Below are 19,143 nucleotides of genomic sequence, written 5' to 3' on the forward strand. Positions count from 1 at the left end.
AGATTACTATGAAATATATTTTAAATAAAAAGTATTGGGCGCCGATAGCATTGCTTGGAATGCTGTTTTTCGGATTGCTTTTGACTTCTTGCGAAAGCAATGATACAGAAGGCAAAGCAATTACGATCACGAAAGTATTTTTAGAAGACGTCAATTCTACCGTACCAGATAGAGAAGTTTCGTTTGCCCGTTTAGGGCAGGCTTTGCGTATTGAAGGTTCTGGTTTTACAGGATTAAAAAGAGTGTATATTAACGGATACTCAACGTATTTTAATGTTGTTTTTGTTTCTGATAATTCGATGTTAGTAAACGTTTCTGCAGATACACCGATTTTAGATGCCGATCCATCAGTTCGTAATACCATTCGTTTTGCAAATGATACTAACGAATTTACCTTTCCTTTCGAAATCCGTGCAGGGAAACCGGCGATTACCAGTATATCCAATACACTTCCAAATGCAGGAGAAAAGATTACAGTTTACGGAACTGGTTTAACAGAAGTCAGCAAAGTAATTTTTCCAGGAAATGTAGAAACAACGACTGGAATTACTTCCGACCCAGATGGGGAATTTTTTACAGTAACAGTTCCGAGCGGTATTTCAGATAATGGAGGATCCATATTTGCACAAAGTTCAAACGGAGGAGTTTATTCTCCAGCTTATTTTAACTGCAAAAGAGGAATTATTTTGGATTTTGACGGAAGAGGAACTCAAGGATCTTGGGATCGAGCAAGTATGATTTTACCAGCCGATTTAGAAACAGCAGTTTTAGGAACAGGAAATACTTCTCAGGGAAAATATGTTCCTCATCATCCTTCTCGTATGCCGGCTTTTGAAGCTAATAAAGCACGTCAATCAGAAGTTTGGACAGCAGGAACTGGCGTTGATAATTGGAGAACACAATTTACACCTTTTATTCCAGCCTCTACAGCACTTGATAAAGTAGCGCTGCAGTTTGATATTTATGTTCCCGATGCTTGGAAAGATTCTGGATTCTTGAAAATATGTATGGTAAACAATTTTAATGGAGGAGAATGGGCAGGAGCTGTTTACAACTATGTTCCGTGGATTGTTGATGGAAAATCGGTGGCTTTTCAAACCACAGGCTGGACTACAGTAACAATTCCATTAAACAAATTCTATGCTTGGTCAAAAGAAGCTTTTACGTTCGAAACTGTTTTAACATATCGTGAATCTCAGACCTACCAGAATTTCGGAATCTATTTTGAAAACAATGATATTAAATTGTCAAATGTTACAGGAACAGCAAGCGAAGTAGAATTCCTGGCAAAAGCTACTTCTGTAAAAGTGTACACAGACAATTGGAGAATCGTATCACTGGATACACCAGTTTACAATGATTTTGCTAACTAAAAACCAAAACCAAAAATGAAATATATCAAGATATTACCAGTAATCGCTTCATCCATGCTGTTGTTTACAGCATGCGATGATAATTTGATGGAATGGGAAAAAGACCCAGAACATGGAGCTGTAACCGGCGCCGAATTACCGCTCGCATTAGTAGAAAAAATAAGCCGTTACGAACCTTTAAAAAATTACAGCGATTTTATTTTAGGAAACGGAATCGGTGCCGATTTATACATGAGCGACGCAGCATATAGAAAAATTGTAAATGAAAATTTCGATGAGGTAACGCCAGGTTACGCTATGAAACACGGTGCGATGGTAAACGCAAAAGGAGAAATCAATTTTGCAACTATGGATGCTTTTATAGCCGAAACCAAAAAAGCAGGTTTAACAGTTTTTGGACACACTTTGGTTTGGCATTCCAACCAAAATGCAAGTTATTTAAATGGAATTATTGCACCAACTGTAATTCCGGGTTCAAGCGGCACCAATATTTTAGATGTTGCTGGCTTAAAAAGTGGTGCATTTACAAATTGGTCAAGAAATAATCAAGGTCAGGGAATTACAGTTGTTGATAATGCAGGGTTAGTCGCAAATTCTAAGGCCGTTCAATTAATTTCATCCGCATCTTCAACTAATTATTGGGATTTACAATTAGCATCTCCTACAGTAACTGTTGTAAGTGGTCATAGTTATGAGGTTTCTTTCTACATTAAATCAGATAAGGCTGGTAAAGGGCGTATTTCTTTTTCTGGATTGACAAATGGTTATCCTTGGATTAATTGGGATGGTACAGGTGCCGCAGAAGCATTTGTTACCTCTTCACAATGGAAACAAGTTAAATTTAAATTAAATGCCAGTGATTTTGCTGTTGGAAGTAATAGTTTAAAATTGAATTTTGATTTAGGGCCTCTTCCAAATGTAACCTATCTTATTGATGTCAATACACTTGCAGTTGTTGATCTTGATGCTGCAACAGGACCAGTAAATTTAATTTCTAATGGAACATTCAATTCAGGAATAACAGGATGGTCCAAAGCTAATGGAGCTGCTGATGCTTTAAGCGCTGCACCTGCTGCAAATGCCTATGAAGGAAGTGGCGCTATGAAAGTTGTAAATGCTACAAGTACTCCAACAGAGCAATGGAGAACTCAGATTCAGACTACTTTTACTTCAGCATTAACAGCAGGAAAAAGTTACACGATTTCATATATGATTCGTTCTGAAGCTAACGGTTCTGTAAGATGTTCATCGACACCATCATCATTAGCAAGTTATCAGGGAGATCAGACGACTACGACGACTTGGAAACAAATAGAATGGAAGATTACCGCTAAGGGCGGAGAGACTGGTTTTGGTTTTGATTTAGGAGGAGCAGCTGGAACTTACTACATTGATAATGTTTTAGTAACAGACGGATCGTCATCTGGAAGCGGACCGACAGCACCAATCACAATCGAAAAAACAGATGCAGAGAAATCCAAAATTATCGGTGACGCCATGACCGATTGGATTTCTAAAATGATGACACATTATAAAACAAGCGTTTTTGCTTGGGATGTTGTCAATGAACCAATGAAAGAAGATGGAACATTAAGAACTGGAAACGAAGGAGAAACAGCTGCAGATCATTTTTCTTGGGCAAAATATCTTGGTAAAGATTTTGCTGTAACGGCTTTCAAATTAGCACGTCAGTACGGAAATCCATCGGACAAACTTTTCATCAACGATTATAACTTAGAATCAAGATTAGATAAATGCGATGGTTTGATCGAATATGTAAAATATATCGAAAGCAAAGGCGCACAAATTGACGGAATCGGAACACAGATGCACATTGGCTTGACCACTAATAAAGACCAAATTGTACAAATGTTCCAAAAACTAGCCGCATCTGGAAAACTGATTAAAATTTCGGAGCTTGACGTAAGATTAGGAACAAATGCACCAACAGTTGCACAACAGGCTTCTCAGGCAGAAATGTATCAATTTGTTATCGATTCATACAAAAAATACATTCCGAAAGCACAGCAGTATGGAGTAACAATTTGGGGTGTTTCTGATAATGCCAAAGAACACGAATTCTGGCTTCCAGACGAATCTCCAAACCTTTGGGATGCGAATTATGTACGCAAACATGCTTACAAAGGAACAGCCGACGGACTTGCAGGAAAAGATGTAAGTTTAGGATTCTCTGGAGAGTTAGTAAAACCTTAAGTAATTACTAAACGTTGAGGATACGGGTAATTTGTTCTTTCGAGAAACGAGAAATCTTCGCAAGAAACTCCTCAATCAAAATCAAAAAAGCTTTGTCAAAGTTCCAAACTTTGACAAAGCTGCTTTGTTTATTTTTAATATTAAAATAAAAAATATGGTTTCTATTCTAAAAAAGATATTTCTTCTAAGTGCATTATTTGGAACACATTTAGGCATTTGTCAAAACATACCGCATCTTCAGAAAAAAGGAAACAAAACACAATTAATAGTAAACCAAAACCCATTTTTAATCCGTGGCGGCGAATTAGGAAATTCATCAGCGACCAGTATGGAAAGCATGGAACCGATTTGGTCTAGGTTAACCGATATGAATCTCAACACGGTTTTAACTCCAGTTTATTGGGAATTAATTGAACCCGAAGAAGGAAAATTTGATTTTAATTTAGTCGACGATTTGATTCTTCGTGCGAGAAAAGAAAACCTAAAATTGGTTTTTCTTTGGTTTGGTTCCTGGAAAAACAGCATGTCAAGTCACACGCCGGCTTGGGTTAAACGCAATCAGAAAAAATATCCAAGAGTAAAAGACGATAAAAATAAAAGTCATGAAATTTTAACGCCTTTCAGCGAAAACAATCTGCAAGCCGATTTGAATGCTTTCAAAAAATTGATGGCACATATAAAAGATTTCGATCAAAAGGAGCAGACCGTCATTATGATTCAGGTTGAAAATGAAATCGGAATGCTGCCAACCGCCCGCGATTATCATTCGCTGGCAAATGAAGCTTTTCAAAAACCAGTTCCAAATGAATTGATAAAATATTTAGAAAAAAACAAAGAAAAATTAGTTCCAGAATTTCTGGAAATTTGGAAGAAAAACGGATTCAAAACCAAAGGAAACTGGGAAGAAATTTTTGGAAAAGGATTGCATACAGACGAGATATTTATGGCGTGGTATTTTTCTAAATTTACAAACCAAGTTGCCAAAGCAGGAAAAGACGTTTATCCAATTCCGATGTTTGTAAACGCAGCTTTGAATGCGCCCGAAAAAAAGCCGGGACAATATCCAAGCGCCGGACCACTGCCACATCTTATGGATGTTTGGAAAGCAGCCGGAAATGCAATTGATTTTCTTTCACCCGATTTTTACAATCCATCTTTCAAACAATGGAACGATTTATTTACGCGTCAAGGCAATCCATTATTTATTCCCGAACATAAGTTTGATGAAACCGCACCGTTTAAAGGATTATACGCGATCGGACATTACGAAGCGATTGGCTTTTCGCCATTTTCTATTGAATCTGTTGCAGATGCCAAAAAAGAACCGCTCGGAAAAATTTATAATTTAATTGAACAATTAACGCCCACGATTGAGAATTATAAAGGACAAGGAAAAATGGATGGTGTTTTGTTGGACAAAGAAAATAATACGCAGATTATTAAAATCGGCGATTACGAATTCACTTTCAAACATGACTATACTTTAAATTGGTCTGACGGAGCAAAAGCTGAGATTTGGCCAATGTCTAGCGCTATAATTATAGAAATTGCAAAAGACGAATTTTATGTTTCCGGTTCCGGAATTGTCGTAACTTTTAAACCATTAAAAGAAAATTTAAATGCAGGAATTTTAAAAACCGATCAGGGAATCTTCGAAAATGAAAAATGGAAAACAATTCGTCATTTTAACGGAGATCAAACCCATCAAGGAAGACATTTGAGAATCGCTGTCGGTGACTACGAAATCCAGAAAATAAAATTATATACTTATGAATAGTTTTTTAGCCGCGAATTCACGAATTATATTAATTCCTGCTTTTTGTAAAAATGTGATAATATAATTCGTGAATTTGTGGAAAAACTCAAACTTCAAAAACAACTTTATAAATCCAGAAATTCTTAAGAACTTTGTTGTATTGCAAAAATTAGACAATTCCACAAATGAAAATAATCGCTTTACAAGAAGGAAATTATATCGCAGATGCTAAAAAAGAATTCAAACTTATTACCGAGAGAACTTCAGATCCCGGATTAAAAATGGCGATTCAGCCTTTTTTAGTCGTTACAGAAAACGATGTGATTTTATTAGATTTAGGTTTGGGATTTATCAATAACGGCGTTCCGTTTATTCATGAAGTTTTAAGAAAGAACAATATTGAGCCAGAACAAATTACGAAAATTTTGGTTTCGCATCTTCACAAAGATCATATTGAAGGAATTGGTTATTTTGAAAACGGAAATTTCATTCCAAATTTCCCAAATGCAACAATTTATATTCAAAAACGAGAAATAGATTTTGCTTTAAAACAAAGTAATAGTCCGTCTTACAATTTTGAAATAGTGAATGAATTGGAGAAACTTCCAAATGTTGAATTAATGAATTCTGACAGCGGCAACATAACCGATGAAATTTTCTATGAAGTTTCTGCCGGACATACCCAATTTCACCAAGTTTTCTGGATTAAAGCTGATGATGAAATTGCTTTTTTTGGAGCAGACGATTTGCCGCAAAGAGCTTATTTATCGATGCATGTTGCCTATAAAACAGATTTCGATGGAAAACAAGCAATGGAATCCCGCAAAAAATGGGAACAGCAAGCCAAAGAAGAAAATTGGAAAGTGCTTTTGTATCACGATATGAAAACGCCGATTTTGGAGTTTTAAAGCCTAAATTAGTAAAGAAATACAATATTCAAGAAAGAGAATTCAGATTAAATTGCTTAGTCTGAATTTTTTTTTAGCCGAAAATAAAAGAAACAAAACACTTTTTATTTTTTCGTCAAGCGAAGAACGTAATAGTGAGAACGCTTTGGTAATCTGCGCTTCGACGGTTTTGATAGAAACATCAAGATGTTCCGCAATTTCGATATTCGTTAGGCCTTCTTTTTTACTCAAAATAAAAACCTCTTTGCATTTTGGAGGCAGGTTCTGAATTTCTTTGTTCACAGCATTCATAACCCTTTGAAAAGATTCTGAATCTTCTTCCTGAACAATGCCGTTTAACGCTTCATGATAGGATTTTTCTAAAGAAAATAAAGATTGGTTTTTTCGGTACAAATCGATGAATTCGTTGTAAGCCAATTTATAAAGAAAACTTTTTAAAGAATGATCTGATTTTAATCTCGTACGTTGTTCCCAAACTTTAATAAAAACGTTTTGAACGATATCTTCGGCACTGTAAACATTCTTAACCAGACTGTTAGCGTAAACACAAAGTTTATGATGATACGTGTCGATAAGATACGTGTAAGCGCTCTCATCTCCATTTCGAAGTGCTTCAATTAATAAATCATTATTCTGGTAATCATCAATCTTCATAAAAACAAATATATAAATTATCCTCTTTGAGGGACAAATAGTGCGTGTATTTCAATATAATTTTGGCGTTTTTTTCATTTCTATTTGAAAATTAGTACAAATAAAATCGATAAAAAAGGCAAAGGTAAATCTTTTACTTTATAATTTCTATCTAATTAGTAGTGTTTTATTAAGAGGAAAAGATTTGTGGAAAATAAAAAAATCATCAAAATGAAAAAAACTTTATCAAATTGTTAGGGTTTTGATTTTTTGCTTCGTAATAATATTAAAAACGACTAAAATGACAATAAAAAAGTCAGAGCAAGTAATTGTTAAATTTATCACTAATCAGGCCAATCAGGAAGAAATTGAGTGGCTGACAGAGTGGTTAAAAGACGACGAAAACCAAATTGTATTTAAAGAATTTGTAAAAACAAATTATGCAGTAGACTCGTCTTTATATTCTTTTGATGCGGCTGAGGTTAAAAAACAGTTATCAATAAGAATCCAGAAAGAAAATAATGTTTTTGTGAAGCGCAGGTTTTCTTCTTATTACAAATATGCAGCAGTTTTGGTTGCTGCGGTGGGATGTTTCTTTTTGTATAAAAATTTTACTGCTGTAGAAAGTAATCAAAAAGTAATTATTCCCAGAGAAGACAGCATTGTGTTGCAAGATGCTGAAAACAACGAGGAATCTATTGATACAGTAGCGATAAAAAATATTGTTGATCAAAACGGAAACATTATAGGAAAACAAGAAAAAAACAGATTGGTTTACAATAAATCATATACCGATGGAAAACTGACTTACAATTCGATTAAAATTCCGTACGGGAAAAAATTTGAAGTAGAATTATCAGACGGAACGATTGTGCATTTAAACGCTGGAACTCAAATGACCTATCCGGTTCAGTTTGCAAAAAATCAAGGAAGATCAGTGCATCTGGAAGGCGAAGCGTATTTTGAAGTGACCAAAGACAAAGCGCATCCGTTTACGGTAAACACAAACGAATTGGGCGTTGAGGTACTGGGAACGAAGTTTAATGTAGATACGTATAATGAAAGTATAAGCACGGATATTGTTTTGGTCGAAGGAAAAGTTTTGTTGTATAAAGGGCCAAAAGAAAATAAAAACAAAGTGTATTTGATGCCGGGTACAAAAGGTTCTCTCGTAAAACAACGAAATGCATTTGCGACAGAAGAAGTTAATACAGATTATTATACGGCTTGGATGAAAGGAAGTCTGGTATTTAAAAACGCTTCATTTGAAGAAATTATCAGAAAACTGGAACGAGAATACAATGTCACTTTCATCAATAAAAATAAAACACTGGGTAAAGAAATTTTTAACGCCCGTTTTGACAACGAACCGATTGAAGTGGTTTTAAAATATTTCAGTGACAGTTACAAAATTGATTATCAAATTGACAGAGACAAGATCACTATTCATTAAAGAATTAGTAAATCTAAAATCTAATATCATAAAATCTAAAAATAAAAAGCCTATGTAACACAAATCCAGAAGAAAGAGGATCGTTATTTAAAAAAGAAACCGGAAAATGCGCCAACATTTCCCGGTAGAGTAAATGCGGTCAGTAAACTAACCAACCAACATTAAAAAACATTTTAAAAGTATGAAAAAACTCTTGAACACCATCAGGTTCAGCACGCCTTTTTTGAAATTTGATTTGAAGATGAAATTGACCACATTATTTTTATTGACCACATTGACTGTTATGCAAGCCGGGGTTTCTTATTCCCAAAAAGCGAAAGTCTCTTTCAGCGCCAATAATATGTCTGTAGCAAAAGCGATAGAAAAACTAGAATTTACTACAGAATACCGATTTGTTTACAATGTAAGATCTGTTGATTTGGATCGAAAAATTGATATTAATTTAAATAATGCTTCTATAGAAACTATTTTAAGCAGCATTTTTAATAACTCCAGCACTGATTACAAAGTTTCGGGAAACCATATTATTTTAACGCCTAAAAAATTGGAAGCAGAAAAAACTGCTCCAGTAAAAAAAGCCGTTGCCGATTTTATCGTAAAAGGACGTGTTACCGATGAAAAAGGTATGCCTTTGGTAGGAGCAGCAGTTTCTGATAATGGCTCAGGAAGAGGTGTACAGACTGATTTTAACGGTGAATATCAGATCATTGCAGTAAGCAGTGAAACTACTTTGGCTTTTGCCTATTTAGGATATGTAAGACAAGAAATTAAAGTTGATGGCAAAAGCGTTATTAACGTTGTTTTAAAAGAAGATGTACAGCAATTAGAAGGAATAACGCTGACTACAGGATATCAAAATATTAATTCAGAACAAGCTACAGGTTCATTCTCAAGTTTAAAAGCTTCAGATTATAAAGAACAACGTTTAAGCAGTTTAAATAAAATATTAGAAGGACGTATTGTTGGATATCAGGACGGAAAAATTCGAGGAACAACTTCTATGAATGGTTTAACAACGCCATTGTATGTTATTGATGGTTTTCCGATTGAAAATACGAAATTCAATCCATATTTTAGTTTAGAAGAAAATCTTCCTAATCTGAATTTGGAAGATATTGAAACGATTACAGTTTTAAAAGATGCAGCAGCTTCATCTATTTACGGAGCGCGCGCAGCAAATGGTGTAGTTGTTATTACCACTAAAAAAGCAAAAGCAGGACCGGCAACTATTTCGTTTTCCAGTAATATGACCATAACTCCTTATAGAAATTATAATGGAAACCGTACCGATTCGGCAGATATTATTGGCTTAGAAAGAGGTTGGGCAGCAGGAAATCCGGATCTTCAGGGAACGGGAGCAAATGCTTATGCGACTTCGTTATTACAGAGTGCGGCATTTACAAGCTTAGGTATGAATACGCTTTTAAACGGTTATGCCGGTAATATTTCGCAGACAGAAATGAACAATCGTCTAAACACATTAGGCGCGCAAGGGTACAAATATTATGATGATATAGCACGATACGCAAAACGTGATCAATATTTTACACAACACAATATTAGTTTAGGAAAAGCATCTGAATCCAATAGTTTTAATGCTTCTGTAACTTACAAAGGAAATAAATTTGAAGATAAATATTCTGAAAACGAATCGGTTGGAATCAACTTAAAAAATTCAACTCAAATTAATAGCTGGTTGACTTTAGATGTAGGAACGTATATCAATTATAGTAAAAGTGATACGCAGACTTACGATCCGTTTAGTCCGCAGTTCAAATATCAGCCTTACAATCAGTTAGTAAATGCTGATGGTTCTTATTTTACTTCTACGGCAGCATCTCGTTATCCTGATTATACACTACAGTCTCTTCAGGATTATGGTCTTTACAGTATGGACATTACGCCAATGGACGAATTGGGAAGAAATGTGGCAGCAACTAAAAATTTTCTGAACAGAACCTTTGCTAAATTCAATGTAAAATTCAGCCATGCATTTAGTTACAATGCAATGTTTCAATACGAATACAGTTCAGATCGTACAAAAGAGTTAAGAAACAAAGAATCATATTCTGTAAGATCTCAGGTAAACGAAATGGTTACCATTGCCAATAATGCAGCGGTATACAATTTACCTTACGGTGATATTTTAAAAGAAACCAATCAGTTTTCTAATGCTTATAATTTCCGTCAGCAGTTAAATTTTGATCAGACTTTTAATGAAAAACATGATGTTACTGCTATTGCCGGTATGGAAATTCGTCACAATAAATTAGAATATACAGACAATACACGTTACGGCTGGGATGATCAAACTTTAACTTTCTCACCAATAAATCAAGCAGATTTACTTAAAGTGTACGGAAGTGTATTTGGAGGTTCAATGGAATTGAACGATTTCTCTGCCACTCGTGAATTGATCAATCGTTACGTATCACTTTACGGAACAGGAAGTTATACCTATGATAGAAGATATTCTGTAACAGGAAGTTTACGTTGGGATCGTTCTAACCTTTGGGGAACAGACAGTAAATATCAAAACAAACCAACTTGGTCTACTGGAGCGGCTTGGAATATTGATAAAGAAGCCTTTTTTGCTGTACCTTTTTTAAATACGCTTAAACTTAGAGCTTCGTATGGTATCGGAGGAAACATTGCTAAAGATTCTGCTCCATATTTAACAGCCTATTATTCTTCTAATCCAAATATTGGCGGAATCGAGGGTTCTGTTAATTCACGCCCAAATCCAGAATTGTCTTGGGAGAAAACTACAACAACAGATTTAGGTTTAGATTTCGCAATGTTCAAAAACAGATTAAGCGGAACTTTTGATGTTTACAATAAAAAAGGAGAAGATTTATTAGCCAGTAGTGTCGGAATTCCAACAGAAGGCTGGGGGTATTCTACTTATAATTTGAATAATGGCGAAATGACCAACAAAGGTTTTGAAATTAGTTTAAGAGGAACAATAATCAAAACACCTTCTTTTTCTTGGGATACAGCAGTTTTATATGCTAACAACAAAAATAAAGTTACGTATGTAAACGTAGAAGCTCCGGCTTACTTTTTACAATTAGATTATCCGATGGCTTATCCTCGAGTGGGTAAAAGTTATAATTCACTTTACGGATATAAATGGGCAGGCTTAAGCAGTACAGGATTGCCGCAGGTTTATGATGCTACGGGAACAGCAGTAACCTATAATCCGGGAGATTTAGAAGCAATTAAAGATTACGGATCCACAGTTCCTAATCAGAGTGGTTCTTTTCATACATCTGTAAATTATAAAAACTTCTCACTTTCGGCATTGTTTATTTACGAGTTAGGGCATAAAATCAGAAATACATTTTTACCAATGTTAAACAATAATTATTCGAATGCGTTGGGTGGCTATGTTACAGACATAAGCGTGGTGAATAAAGATATTGTAAACCGTTGGCAAAATCCTGGTGACGAAGCCTTTACAAATATACCTCGTGCCGTTTACGAATATGAAGCTGATTTTACTTCAGATTCGAGAGATATTTATCGTTATGCAGACATCAATATTCTAGATGCCTCAAATGTGAGATTAAGCAATATTTCGCTGGGATATCAAATGCCAAGGGACCTTCTGAAAAAAGTAAACATACAAGATGTCAGATTTAATCTTAATGCAGAAAATGTTTATACCTGGGCAAAAAGCAGAGATGCAAAATACCTTTTAAACGGCTATCAATCTCCAAGTTTTGTTTTTGGTGTAAATGTTAATTTCTAATTTAAAAAGACTTCACGATGAAAAATTTATATAAAAATATATTGTGCGTATTAGCATTAGGATTAACGGTTGCCTCTTGTGAAAACTATCTGGACGATGCGCCAAAAGGATCTAAAATACCAACTACATTAGCCGATTTTGAAGCTTTTATCCGTAACGAATATACCAATCAGATGGTAAACGTGGAGCAGGCAATAAATTTATTGAATGACAGATACCAGATTCCTTCAGATCTTTCGTATAACCGCTTAACAAATGCCAATTATTTTTGGGATGAAACGGCAGATCGTATCGATTTGAATCGCGCTGACGAAACTACTTATTACGGGCAATATGCCGGAATTTCATCTTTTAATTTACTTATTGCAAATGTTTTGACCACGACTGAAGCTACAGAAGATCAAAAGAGAATAGTTTGGGCAGAAGCAAAGATACTGCGAGCGATGTCTTATTTTAATTTGGTTAATTTTTATGCTGATACATATGTAGCATCGACAGCATCAACCAAATTAGCAGTGCCATTGATTACAAGTGCCGATATTAATGCGCCAAGCAAACAAGTAACCATTCAGGAAATGTATGATTTTATATTGAAAGATGTAAACGAAGCAATTCCGTATTTGCCAAAAGTTTCTCAGACTGCGTTACATCCTAATTTAGGAGCTGGATACGCTTTTAGTGCACGCGTTTATTTGCAAATGAACAATTATACAGAAGCGTTAAAATATGCTGATTTAGCATTAGCAGAAAATAATAAATTGTACGATTGGACTGCTTTTTATAACGAAAATAAAACATTCCTTGAAACACCAAATAATTATACATTGCTGGCAACTCCAATGGGATATGATTATGTTGAAAATTACACCTATCGTCACGGTGCATACAATTATTTAAGAGCAGAATATGATATTACTGTAGATCGTTCGCAGCGTTTTGAAACTGGAGATGCCCGTTTCTTATCCCGCTGGAAAATCAGAACTGTAGGTACAGAAACCTATTACAGAAGACTTCTATCGGGTATGTTTAATTTTGGAGGAATCACAACTGTAGAGGTTTATTTGATCAAAGCAGAATGTCTGGTTCGTGCGGGACAAACGAGCGAAGGATTAGCAGTTTTAAATACAGTTCGTAAAACCCGTATTCTTCCAGAATCGTATCAAGATATTGCAACGGCTGATAAAACAACCGCAATGAATGCTATTTTGAAAACCAAAAACAACGAACTTATTTTTGGGCTGATTCCTTTTGCAGATGCTCGTCGTTTAAATGCCGAAGGAGTTTACAAAGTAAGTTTTTCAAAAGTTAAAGACGGACAAACTTATTCTTTATCTTCCGATTCTCATATGTGGACAATGCCTTTCCCGCAAGGCGCAACAAAAAATCCAGGAAACGGAACAATCACACAAAACGTAGCAAAATAATAACTTAAAAGCTTCCTGATTAGGATTCTCTAAAGGGAAGTTTTTTTAAAATATCAATCAAATGAATATAATTAAATATAAAATACTGGGATTGTGCATCTGTTTGTTCATGATTTCAAACAATGGTCAAGCACAAAAGAAGAAGCCAGCAGCAAAACCAGCTTCTTATACAATTAAAGGAAATATCACTGGACTTCCAGACGGAACAACCGTAAAATTAATTCCAGGAGGAACACATACTTCTGAGCTTCCAGTTGCAGAAACAACATTAAAAGAAGGGAAATTTTCATTTTCAGGAAAATTAAATGAGCCTCGTTTTTTCTATATTATTTTTGACAAAAGCAAAGGAAGTATAAGTGTTATGGCAGAAAATGCTAAAATAAAAATTACTGCAGCAGGAAGTGTTTCGGCAGAAGAAGGAGAATGGATTACTTTTAAAGATGTAGTTATTACAGGTTCAAAATCACATGATTATTATGTTAAAGAAACAGCTTTTAAAGAAGAATTGAATAAAGATTATGAGGAGTATCATAAAGGTTCTGAGCAGGTAACAGAGGCTTATGGTAAAGCAAGAGTTTCAGGAGATAAAAAAGCATTCGATTCTATTGCAAATACTCCAGAATGGAAAGCATTCGAATTAAAAGAAAAAGCTTTTTTTGATAAAGTAGAAAAAACAACTTTAGCCCTTATTACAAAACATAAAGATACCTGGTGGGGACCCTTTTTTATGCTAACTAATTACAGCTATTTTACGCCAGAACAAAAACCGATTTTTGAACAATTTTCGGCAGCAGCCAAGAAAAGTTACTACGGACAAGAGGCAGATAAAGATTTAAATCCAAAATCATTGATTGGAACAAGTGTTGCAAATTTCGGATTAAAAGATAAAGACGGAAAAGCTTTTACAGCAAAAGAAATTGTTGCCGGAAAAAAATACATTTTAATTGATTTCTGGGCTTCGTGGTGCGCGCCTTGCCGAAAAGAAATTCCAAACCTAAAAACAGCTTATTCTGAATATTCAGGTAAAGGATTTGAAATTTTAAGCATTTCAATTGACAAAGATGAAAAAGCATGGCAGAAAGCCTTAGCTCAGGAAAATATGCAATGGCACAATTTATTAGATGATGATAAGGTAAGTAAGTCATTCAACGTAAAAGCAATTCCAGCCACTTATTTAGTAGATAGTAAAGGTGTAATTATCGGCGATAATTTAAGAGGTGCAGAATTGGAAGCTAAACTAAAAGAACTTCTAAAATCGTAGCCGACGAGAGACAGCTTTAACAATATTAACAGCAAAGAAATAATTTAACACATAGAGACATAGTTTTTTAAAAGAAAAACTTAAAAAAGAATAAAAAAAGCAATTCATTGCTCTCACATAGCCTTCACTATGTTTGTTCAAATAAGTGAAACGACTTTTTTAAGACAAACAAAAGCTATGATTCTATGTGTTTAAAAAAAACATCGCAATAAAAAAAATAGCATATGAAAAGTACCATATTAAAATCAGGTTTAGTGACATTGGCACTAACCGCAGCAATAACTTCTTGTTCTAAAAAAGCAGAAGGTTATACCATTAACGGAAATATCGAAGGATTAAAAGACGGTTTAGTTTATCTGGAAACTTATGGAGACAGTACCAAAGTTGTAGATTCTGCAAAAGTAGTAGAAGGCAAATTTACTTTTGCAGGATCTGTAACAGAGCCATTGCTGCATAGTATAAAATTAAAAGGTACAGAATACGGCAGAACCTTTTTATTAGACAACGAGACTATTGTTTTTAAAGCTTTAAAAGATTCGATTTTTAAAGGTAAAATTGAAGGAGCAACGCAAGATTCTATTTATCAGTCGTTTTATAATAATGAATTTGCTAAAATCCAGAAAATAGCATTTCCGTTATATCAATTATCAGATTCATTGTATAAAGTTGATGCACAAAATAAAGCCATTCCAAAAGGAAAATTATCAGAAGAACACCGCGTTTTTATGGATAAAAAATGGGCAGATCTTCAAGTAATTGCAGATAAAAGCACAACAGATTATATTGAAAAAAATAAATCGAGTATTGGAGCAGCTTTGGTTTTAGACGATCGATTGATCAAATATCCAAATCCAGTGTTGGCTAAAAAAATGTACGATGATTTATCGCCAGAAGTAAAACAGTCTTTTTACGGAAAAAAAGTAAAAGCATCTGTTGATCTTTTCGAAAAAACAGCGGTCGGAGCTGTGGCGCCTGAATTTTCGCAAACAGACGTAAACGGAAAAGCAGTAAAACTGTCAGATTATAAAGGAAAATATGTTTTAATAGATTTCTGGGCAAGCTGGTGCGGACCATGCCGTAAAGAAAATCCAAATGTGGTTGAAGCTTACAAAACGTATCACGAGAAAGGTTTTGAAGTTTTAGGTATTTCGCTTGACGATAAAAAAGAACCTTGGCTGAAAGCAATCGAAAAAGACGGTTTAACTTGGACGCACGTTTCTGACTTAAAAGGCTGGAAAAATGAAGCTGCCAAAATCTACGGCGTTTCTGTAGTGCCAACCAATTACTTAATTGGGCCTGATGGAAAAATTGTAGCTTCAAACCTTCGCGAAGAAGCACTTCAAACAAAATTGAAAGAAATTTTCAGTAAATCTTAAATGGCAGTGTTCAGTGTTCGGTTTTTAAGTGATCAGTCATAGACTTTGTCAAAGTTTTTTGAACACGTTCAAACGGATTACTTAAAAACAGCACACTAAAAAGAAGTACTGTAAACTAAAAAAATCAATCAGACAAAAAATGAAAAAAACAATCTTTCTGGGCTTTTGCTCACTAGCTTTCTGCACCCTTATTTCTGCGCAGGAAAAGAATAATAACTTTAAGAAAATTAAAGAATTAGGCGGAATTGAAGAATATTTATACCAGCCAAATGGTATGAATGTTCTATTACTTCAAGACAATGCATCGCCGGTTGCAACTGTACAAATTGTATATCGAGTGGGTTCTAAAAATGAAGTTTTGGGAAACACGGGATCTACCCACCTTTTAGAACATTTGATGTTTAAAGGCACTCCAACTTTCAACAAAAAAAACGATAACACGATTACAGATGTTTTGCAAAATACAGGAGCACAATTAAATGCGACAACTTGGTACGACAGAACCAATTATTTTGAAACTTTACCAAGCGACAAAATTGGTTTGGCTTTGCAGATCGAAGCCGACAGAATGCGTAATTCTTTATTATTGAAAGAAGATAAAGAAGCCGAAATGACGGTAGTTCGTAACGAATTTGAACGCGGCGAAAACGACCCAAACAGTTTACTGGATAAAGAAATCTGGGCTTCGGCTTATATCGCGCATCCGTATCATCATTCTACAATTGGTTGGAAATCAGATATCGAAAAAGCACCAATCGAGGTATTACGTAATTTCTACAATACCTATTATTGGCCAGATAATGCCACTTTGACGATTATTGGAGATTTTAAAAAAGAAAATGTTTTTCAGTTAATAGAAACGTATTTCGGTAAAATTACAAAAGCGCCAAACCCAATGCCACAGCCTTATACAGAAGAACCTGAGCAATATGGTCCGAGAAAAATTGTAGTGAAAAAACCAGGAGAATTAGGTGTTATCAATAAAGCATATAAAATTCCGGGCGCTTTGCACGAAGATCTTCCAGCTTTGAATATTTTGGGCGAAATTATCGGTTCTGGACCTTCGGCGATTTTAAATAAAACGTTTGTAGATACGCGTTTAGGAATTTACGCTTACGCAAGCGCGACAAACTTTAAAGAAGTCGGACTTTTCACGATCGGCGTTGGATTTCCGTTAACGTCTAAGCACGAAGATATTGACGCAAAAATCAGCGAAGTTGTAGCGATGATTCAGAAAGAAGGAGTAACGCAGGAAGAAATCAATCGCGTTGTAGCACAAATCAGTGCACAGACAATTTTGAGCCGTGACGGTTCTGGCGTAATTGCTTCTGGATTAAATGAAGCGATTGCAGCAGGCGACTGGACAGATTATATTACGGGAGTTGACAAACTTAAAAAAGTAACTCCGGCCGATGTTTTAAGAGTGGCGCAGAAATATTTGGTGGAAGATCAAAGTACAACAGGGTATTTTATTCCGAAACAATCAGGTGATAATAACTCGCAAGATCAGGCAAGTGCCAATCATTTTATGCCAGAAAACGGACCGTTTTATTACAGAGATGCCAATCATAATCCTATAGAAAAAACTTCAGGAAATTTAATTTCATTAAAGGATGAAATTTCAAATGAAAATACTATCGAAGACTTAAAAGATGTTTTAGTCGAAAAAAATGGATCAGCTTTCAAAAGAGAAAAAGCGGCGGGAATTGATGTGGTTTCTGTAAAAACGGCAGCAAAAGATTTCGTTACCGTTTCGGCTAGTATTTCAACAGGAAAGTATGCAAACGAAACTAAAAATGCGATGATTCCAGCTTTAACGGCTTCGATGTTGTCAAAAGGAACGACTTTAAATGACAAATTTAAGTTTTCGCAAAAGCTTCAAAAATTAGGCGTAAGCATAAATGTAAATGCTTCGACAACAAAAATCAATATTGGTTTTAAATGTTTGAAAAAAGACTTAGATGAGGTTGTTTCTTTATTGGCAGAAGAATTGAGAAATCCGTTGTTTGATGCGAAAGAATTTGAAAATCTAAAACAGCAGTTTACAGGAAATACACAGCAAAGTTTGAATGATCCGGGAAGAAGAGGAGATATTGCTTTGACACAGGCGATTTATCCAAAAGGAAATCTTAATTACGATTTAAGCGTTGAAACTGATTTAGAAAATATCAAAAATGCTTCTTTAGAAGAAGTAAAAGCATTTCATAAAAAATATTTCGGTCCCGCTTCTATGCATTTAGTCATTGTTGGTGATACCGAGGGAGCAAACTTAAGCGCATCTTTAAAAAAATATTTCAAAAACTGGACAGGCGGCGTAACCGAAAAGTTAAAATTTGAAGAAGCAGTAAAAGCCAATTCAAAAACAGAAGTAATTACAATTGCAGAAAAACCAAGTGCCGAATTGTACATCGGGCAATATACAGGTTTAAAAAGAGCCGATGCCGATTATATTCCGTTTTACATTGCCAATTATACTTTGGGAGCCGGTTTTGCAGGACGTTTGATGCAGACGGTTCGTGATAATGACGGTTTAACGTATAGCATTTCATCTGGAATAGGCGGTAATATCTTGACGGGCGGCTATTGGTACGTAAATGCTTCATTCAACCCAAATTTGTTTCAAAAAGGGTTGGACGCTACAATGGTTCAGGTTGATAAATGGGTAAAAGACGGCATCACAGCGCACGAATTAGAAAACAAAAAAAGCAACTTAATCGGAAGTTTTAAAGTCGGAATGTCTACAACAGCCGGAATGAGCAGAACGATTTTGAGTTTTATAGAAAGAGGTTTAGAGCCGGATTATATACAGCAATATCCAAAAGACATCGAAAAAGTGACTTTAAAAGAAGTAAACGATGCGATCAAAAAATACATTCAATTGGATAAAATGATTATCATCAAATCGGGTTCTCTTGATAAAGATGGAAATCCTTTGAAGTAAAATTTTTAACACATAGAGACATAGTTTTTTTGTTTGAAATGAAATAAAAA

The 19,143-nt window shown here is 34.9% G+C and carries 11 protein-coding genes; 10 read left to right on the plus strand and 1 reads right to left on the minus strand.

Going from position 1 to position 19,143, the window contains the following annotated elements; all coding sequences use genetic code 11:
- The first annotated feature begins 8 nt into the window (after positions 1-8).
- The 4 genes from ACFSC2_RS05050 (at position 9) to ACFSC2_RS05065 (ending at position 6,251) form a co-directional block, all read left to right on the plus strand.
- A complete protein-coding gene (locus ACFSC2_RS05050; protein ID WP_379816654.1) occupies positions 9-1,373 on the plus strand; it encodes a glycan-binding surface protein in 1,365 nt (454 codons plus the stop codon).
- 15 nt (positions 1,374-1,388) lie between these two features.
- Complete coding sequence (locus tag ACFSC2_RS05055) at positions 1,389-3,587, plus strand: endo-1,4-beta-xylanase (protein WP_379816653.1); 2,199 nt, start codon at positions 1,389-1,391, stop codon at positions 3,585-3,587.
- Between the two features lie 154 nt (positions 3,588-3,741).
- A complete protein-coding gene (locus tag ACFSC2_RS05060) occupies positions 3,742-5,364 on the plus strand; it encodes a GH35 family beta-galactosidase (RefSeq protein ID WP_379816652.1) in 1,623 nt (540 codons plus the stop codon).
- A gap of 164 nt (positions 5,365-5,528) precedes the next feature.
- Positions 5,529-6,251 (plus strand): MBL fold metallo-hydrolase, encoded by a 723-nt coding sequence (locus ACFSC2_RS05065; protein WP_379816651.1) that lies wholly within the window; start codon positions 5,529-5,531, stop codon positions 6,249-6,251.
- Positions 6,252-6,293: 42 nt separating this feature from the next.
- Here ACFSC2_RS05065 and ACFSC2_RS05070 read toward each other — a convergent pair whose 3' ends face one another.
- Positions 6,294-6,905, minus strand: a complete 612-nt coding sequence (locus tag ACFSC2_RS05070) for an RNA polymerase sigma factor (protein WP_379816650.1) — start codon at positions 6,903-6,905, stop codon at positions 6,294-6,296.
- 280 nt (positions 6,906-7,185) lie between these two features.
- Here ACFSC2_RS05070 and ACFSC2_RS05075 point away from each other — a divergent pair, with 280 nt between their 5' ends.
- From ACFSC2_RS05075 to ACFSC2_RS05100, 6 genes are all read left to right on the plus strand, one after another.
- A complete protein-coding gene (locus tag ACFSC2_RS05075; protein ID WP_379816649.1) occupies positions 7,186-8,337 on the plus strand; it encodes a FecR family protein in 1,152 nt (383 codons plus the stop codon).
- Positions 8,338-8,518: 181 nt separating this feature from the next.
- Positions 8,519-12,091, plus strand: coding sequence for a SusC/RagA family TonB-linked outer membrane protein (locus tag ACFSC2_RS05080; RefSeq protein WP_379816648.1), 3,573 nt, complete (start codon positions 8,519-8,521; stop codon positions 12,089-12,091).
- Between the two features lie 17 nt (positions 12,092-12,108).
- A complete protein-coding gene (locus ACFSC2_RS05085; protein WP_379816647.1) occupies positions 12,109-13,515 on the plus strand; it encodes a RagB/SusD family nutrient uptake outer membrane protein in 1,407 nt (468 codons plus the stop codon).
- Between the two features lie 61 nt (positions 13,516-13,576).
- Positions 13,577-14,776: a redoxin domain-containing protein gene (locus ACFSC2_RS05090; protein ID WP_379816645.1), complete on the plus strand. Its 1,200-nt coding sequence runs from the start codon at positions 13,577-13,579 to the stop codon at positions 14,774-14,776.
- 224 nt (positions 14,777-15,000) lie between these two features.
- A complete protein-coding gene (locus ACFSC2_RS05095; protein WP_379816644.1) occupies positions 15,001-16,152 on the plus strand; it encodes a redoxin domain-containing protein in 1,152 nt (383 codons plus the stop codon).
- Between the two features lie 139 nt (positions 16,153-16,291).
- Entirely contained in the window at positions 16,292-19,093 is a 2,802-nt protein-coding gene (locus ACFSC2_RS05100) for a M16 family metallopeptidase (protein WP_379816643.1), read from the plus strand.
- Positions 19,094-19,143 lie beyond the last annotated feature (50 nt).

This window comes from Flavobacterium artemisiae, assembly GCF_042678225.1.
Taxonomy (GTDB): Bacteria; Bacteroidota; Bacteroidia; order Flavobacteriales; family Flavobacteriaceae; genus Flavobacterium; species Flavobacterium artemisiae.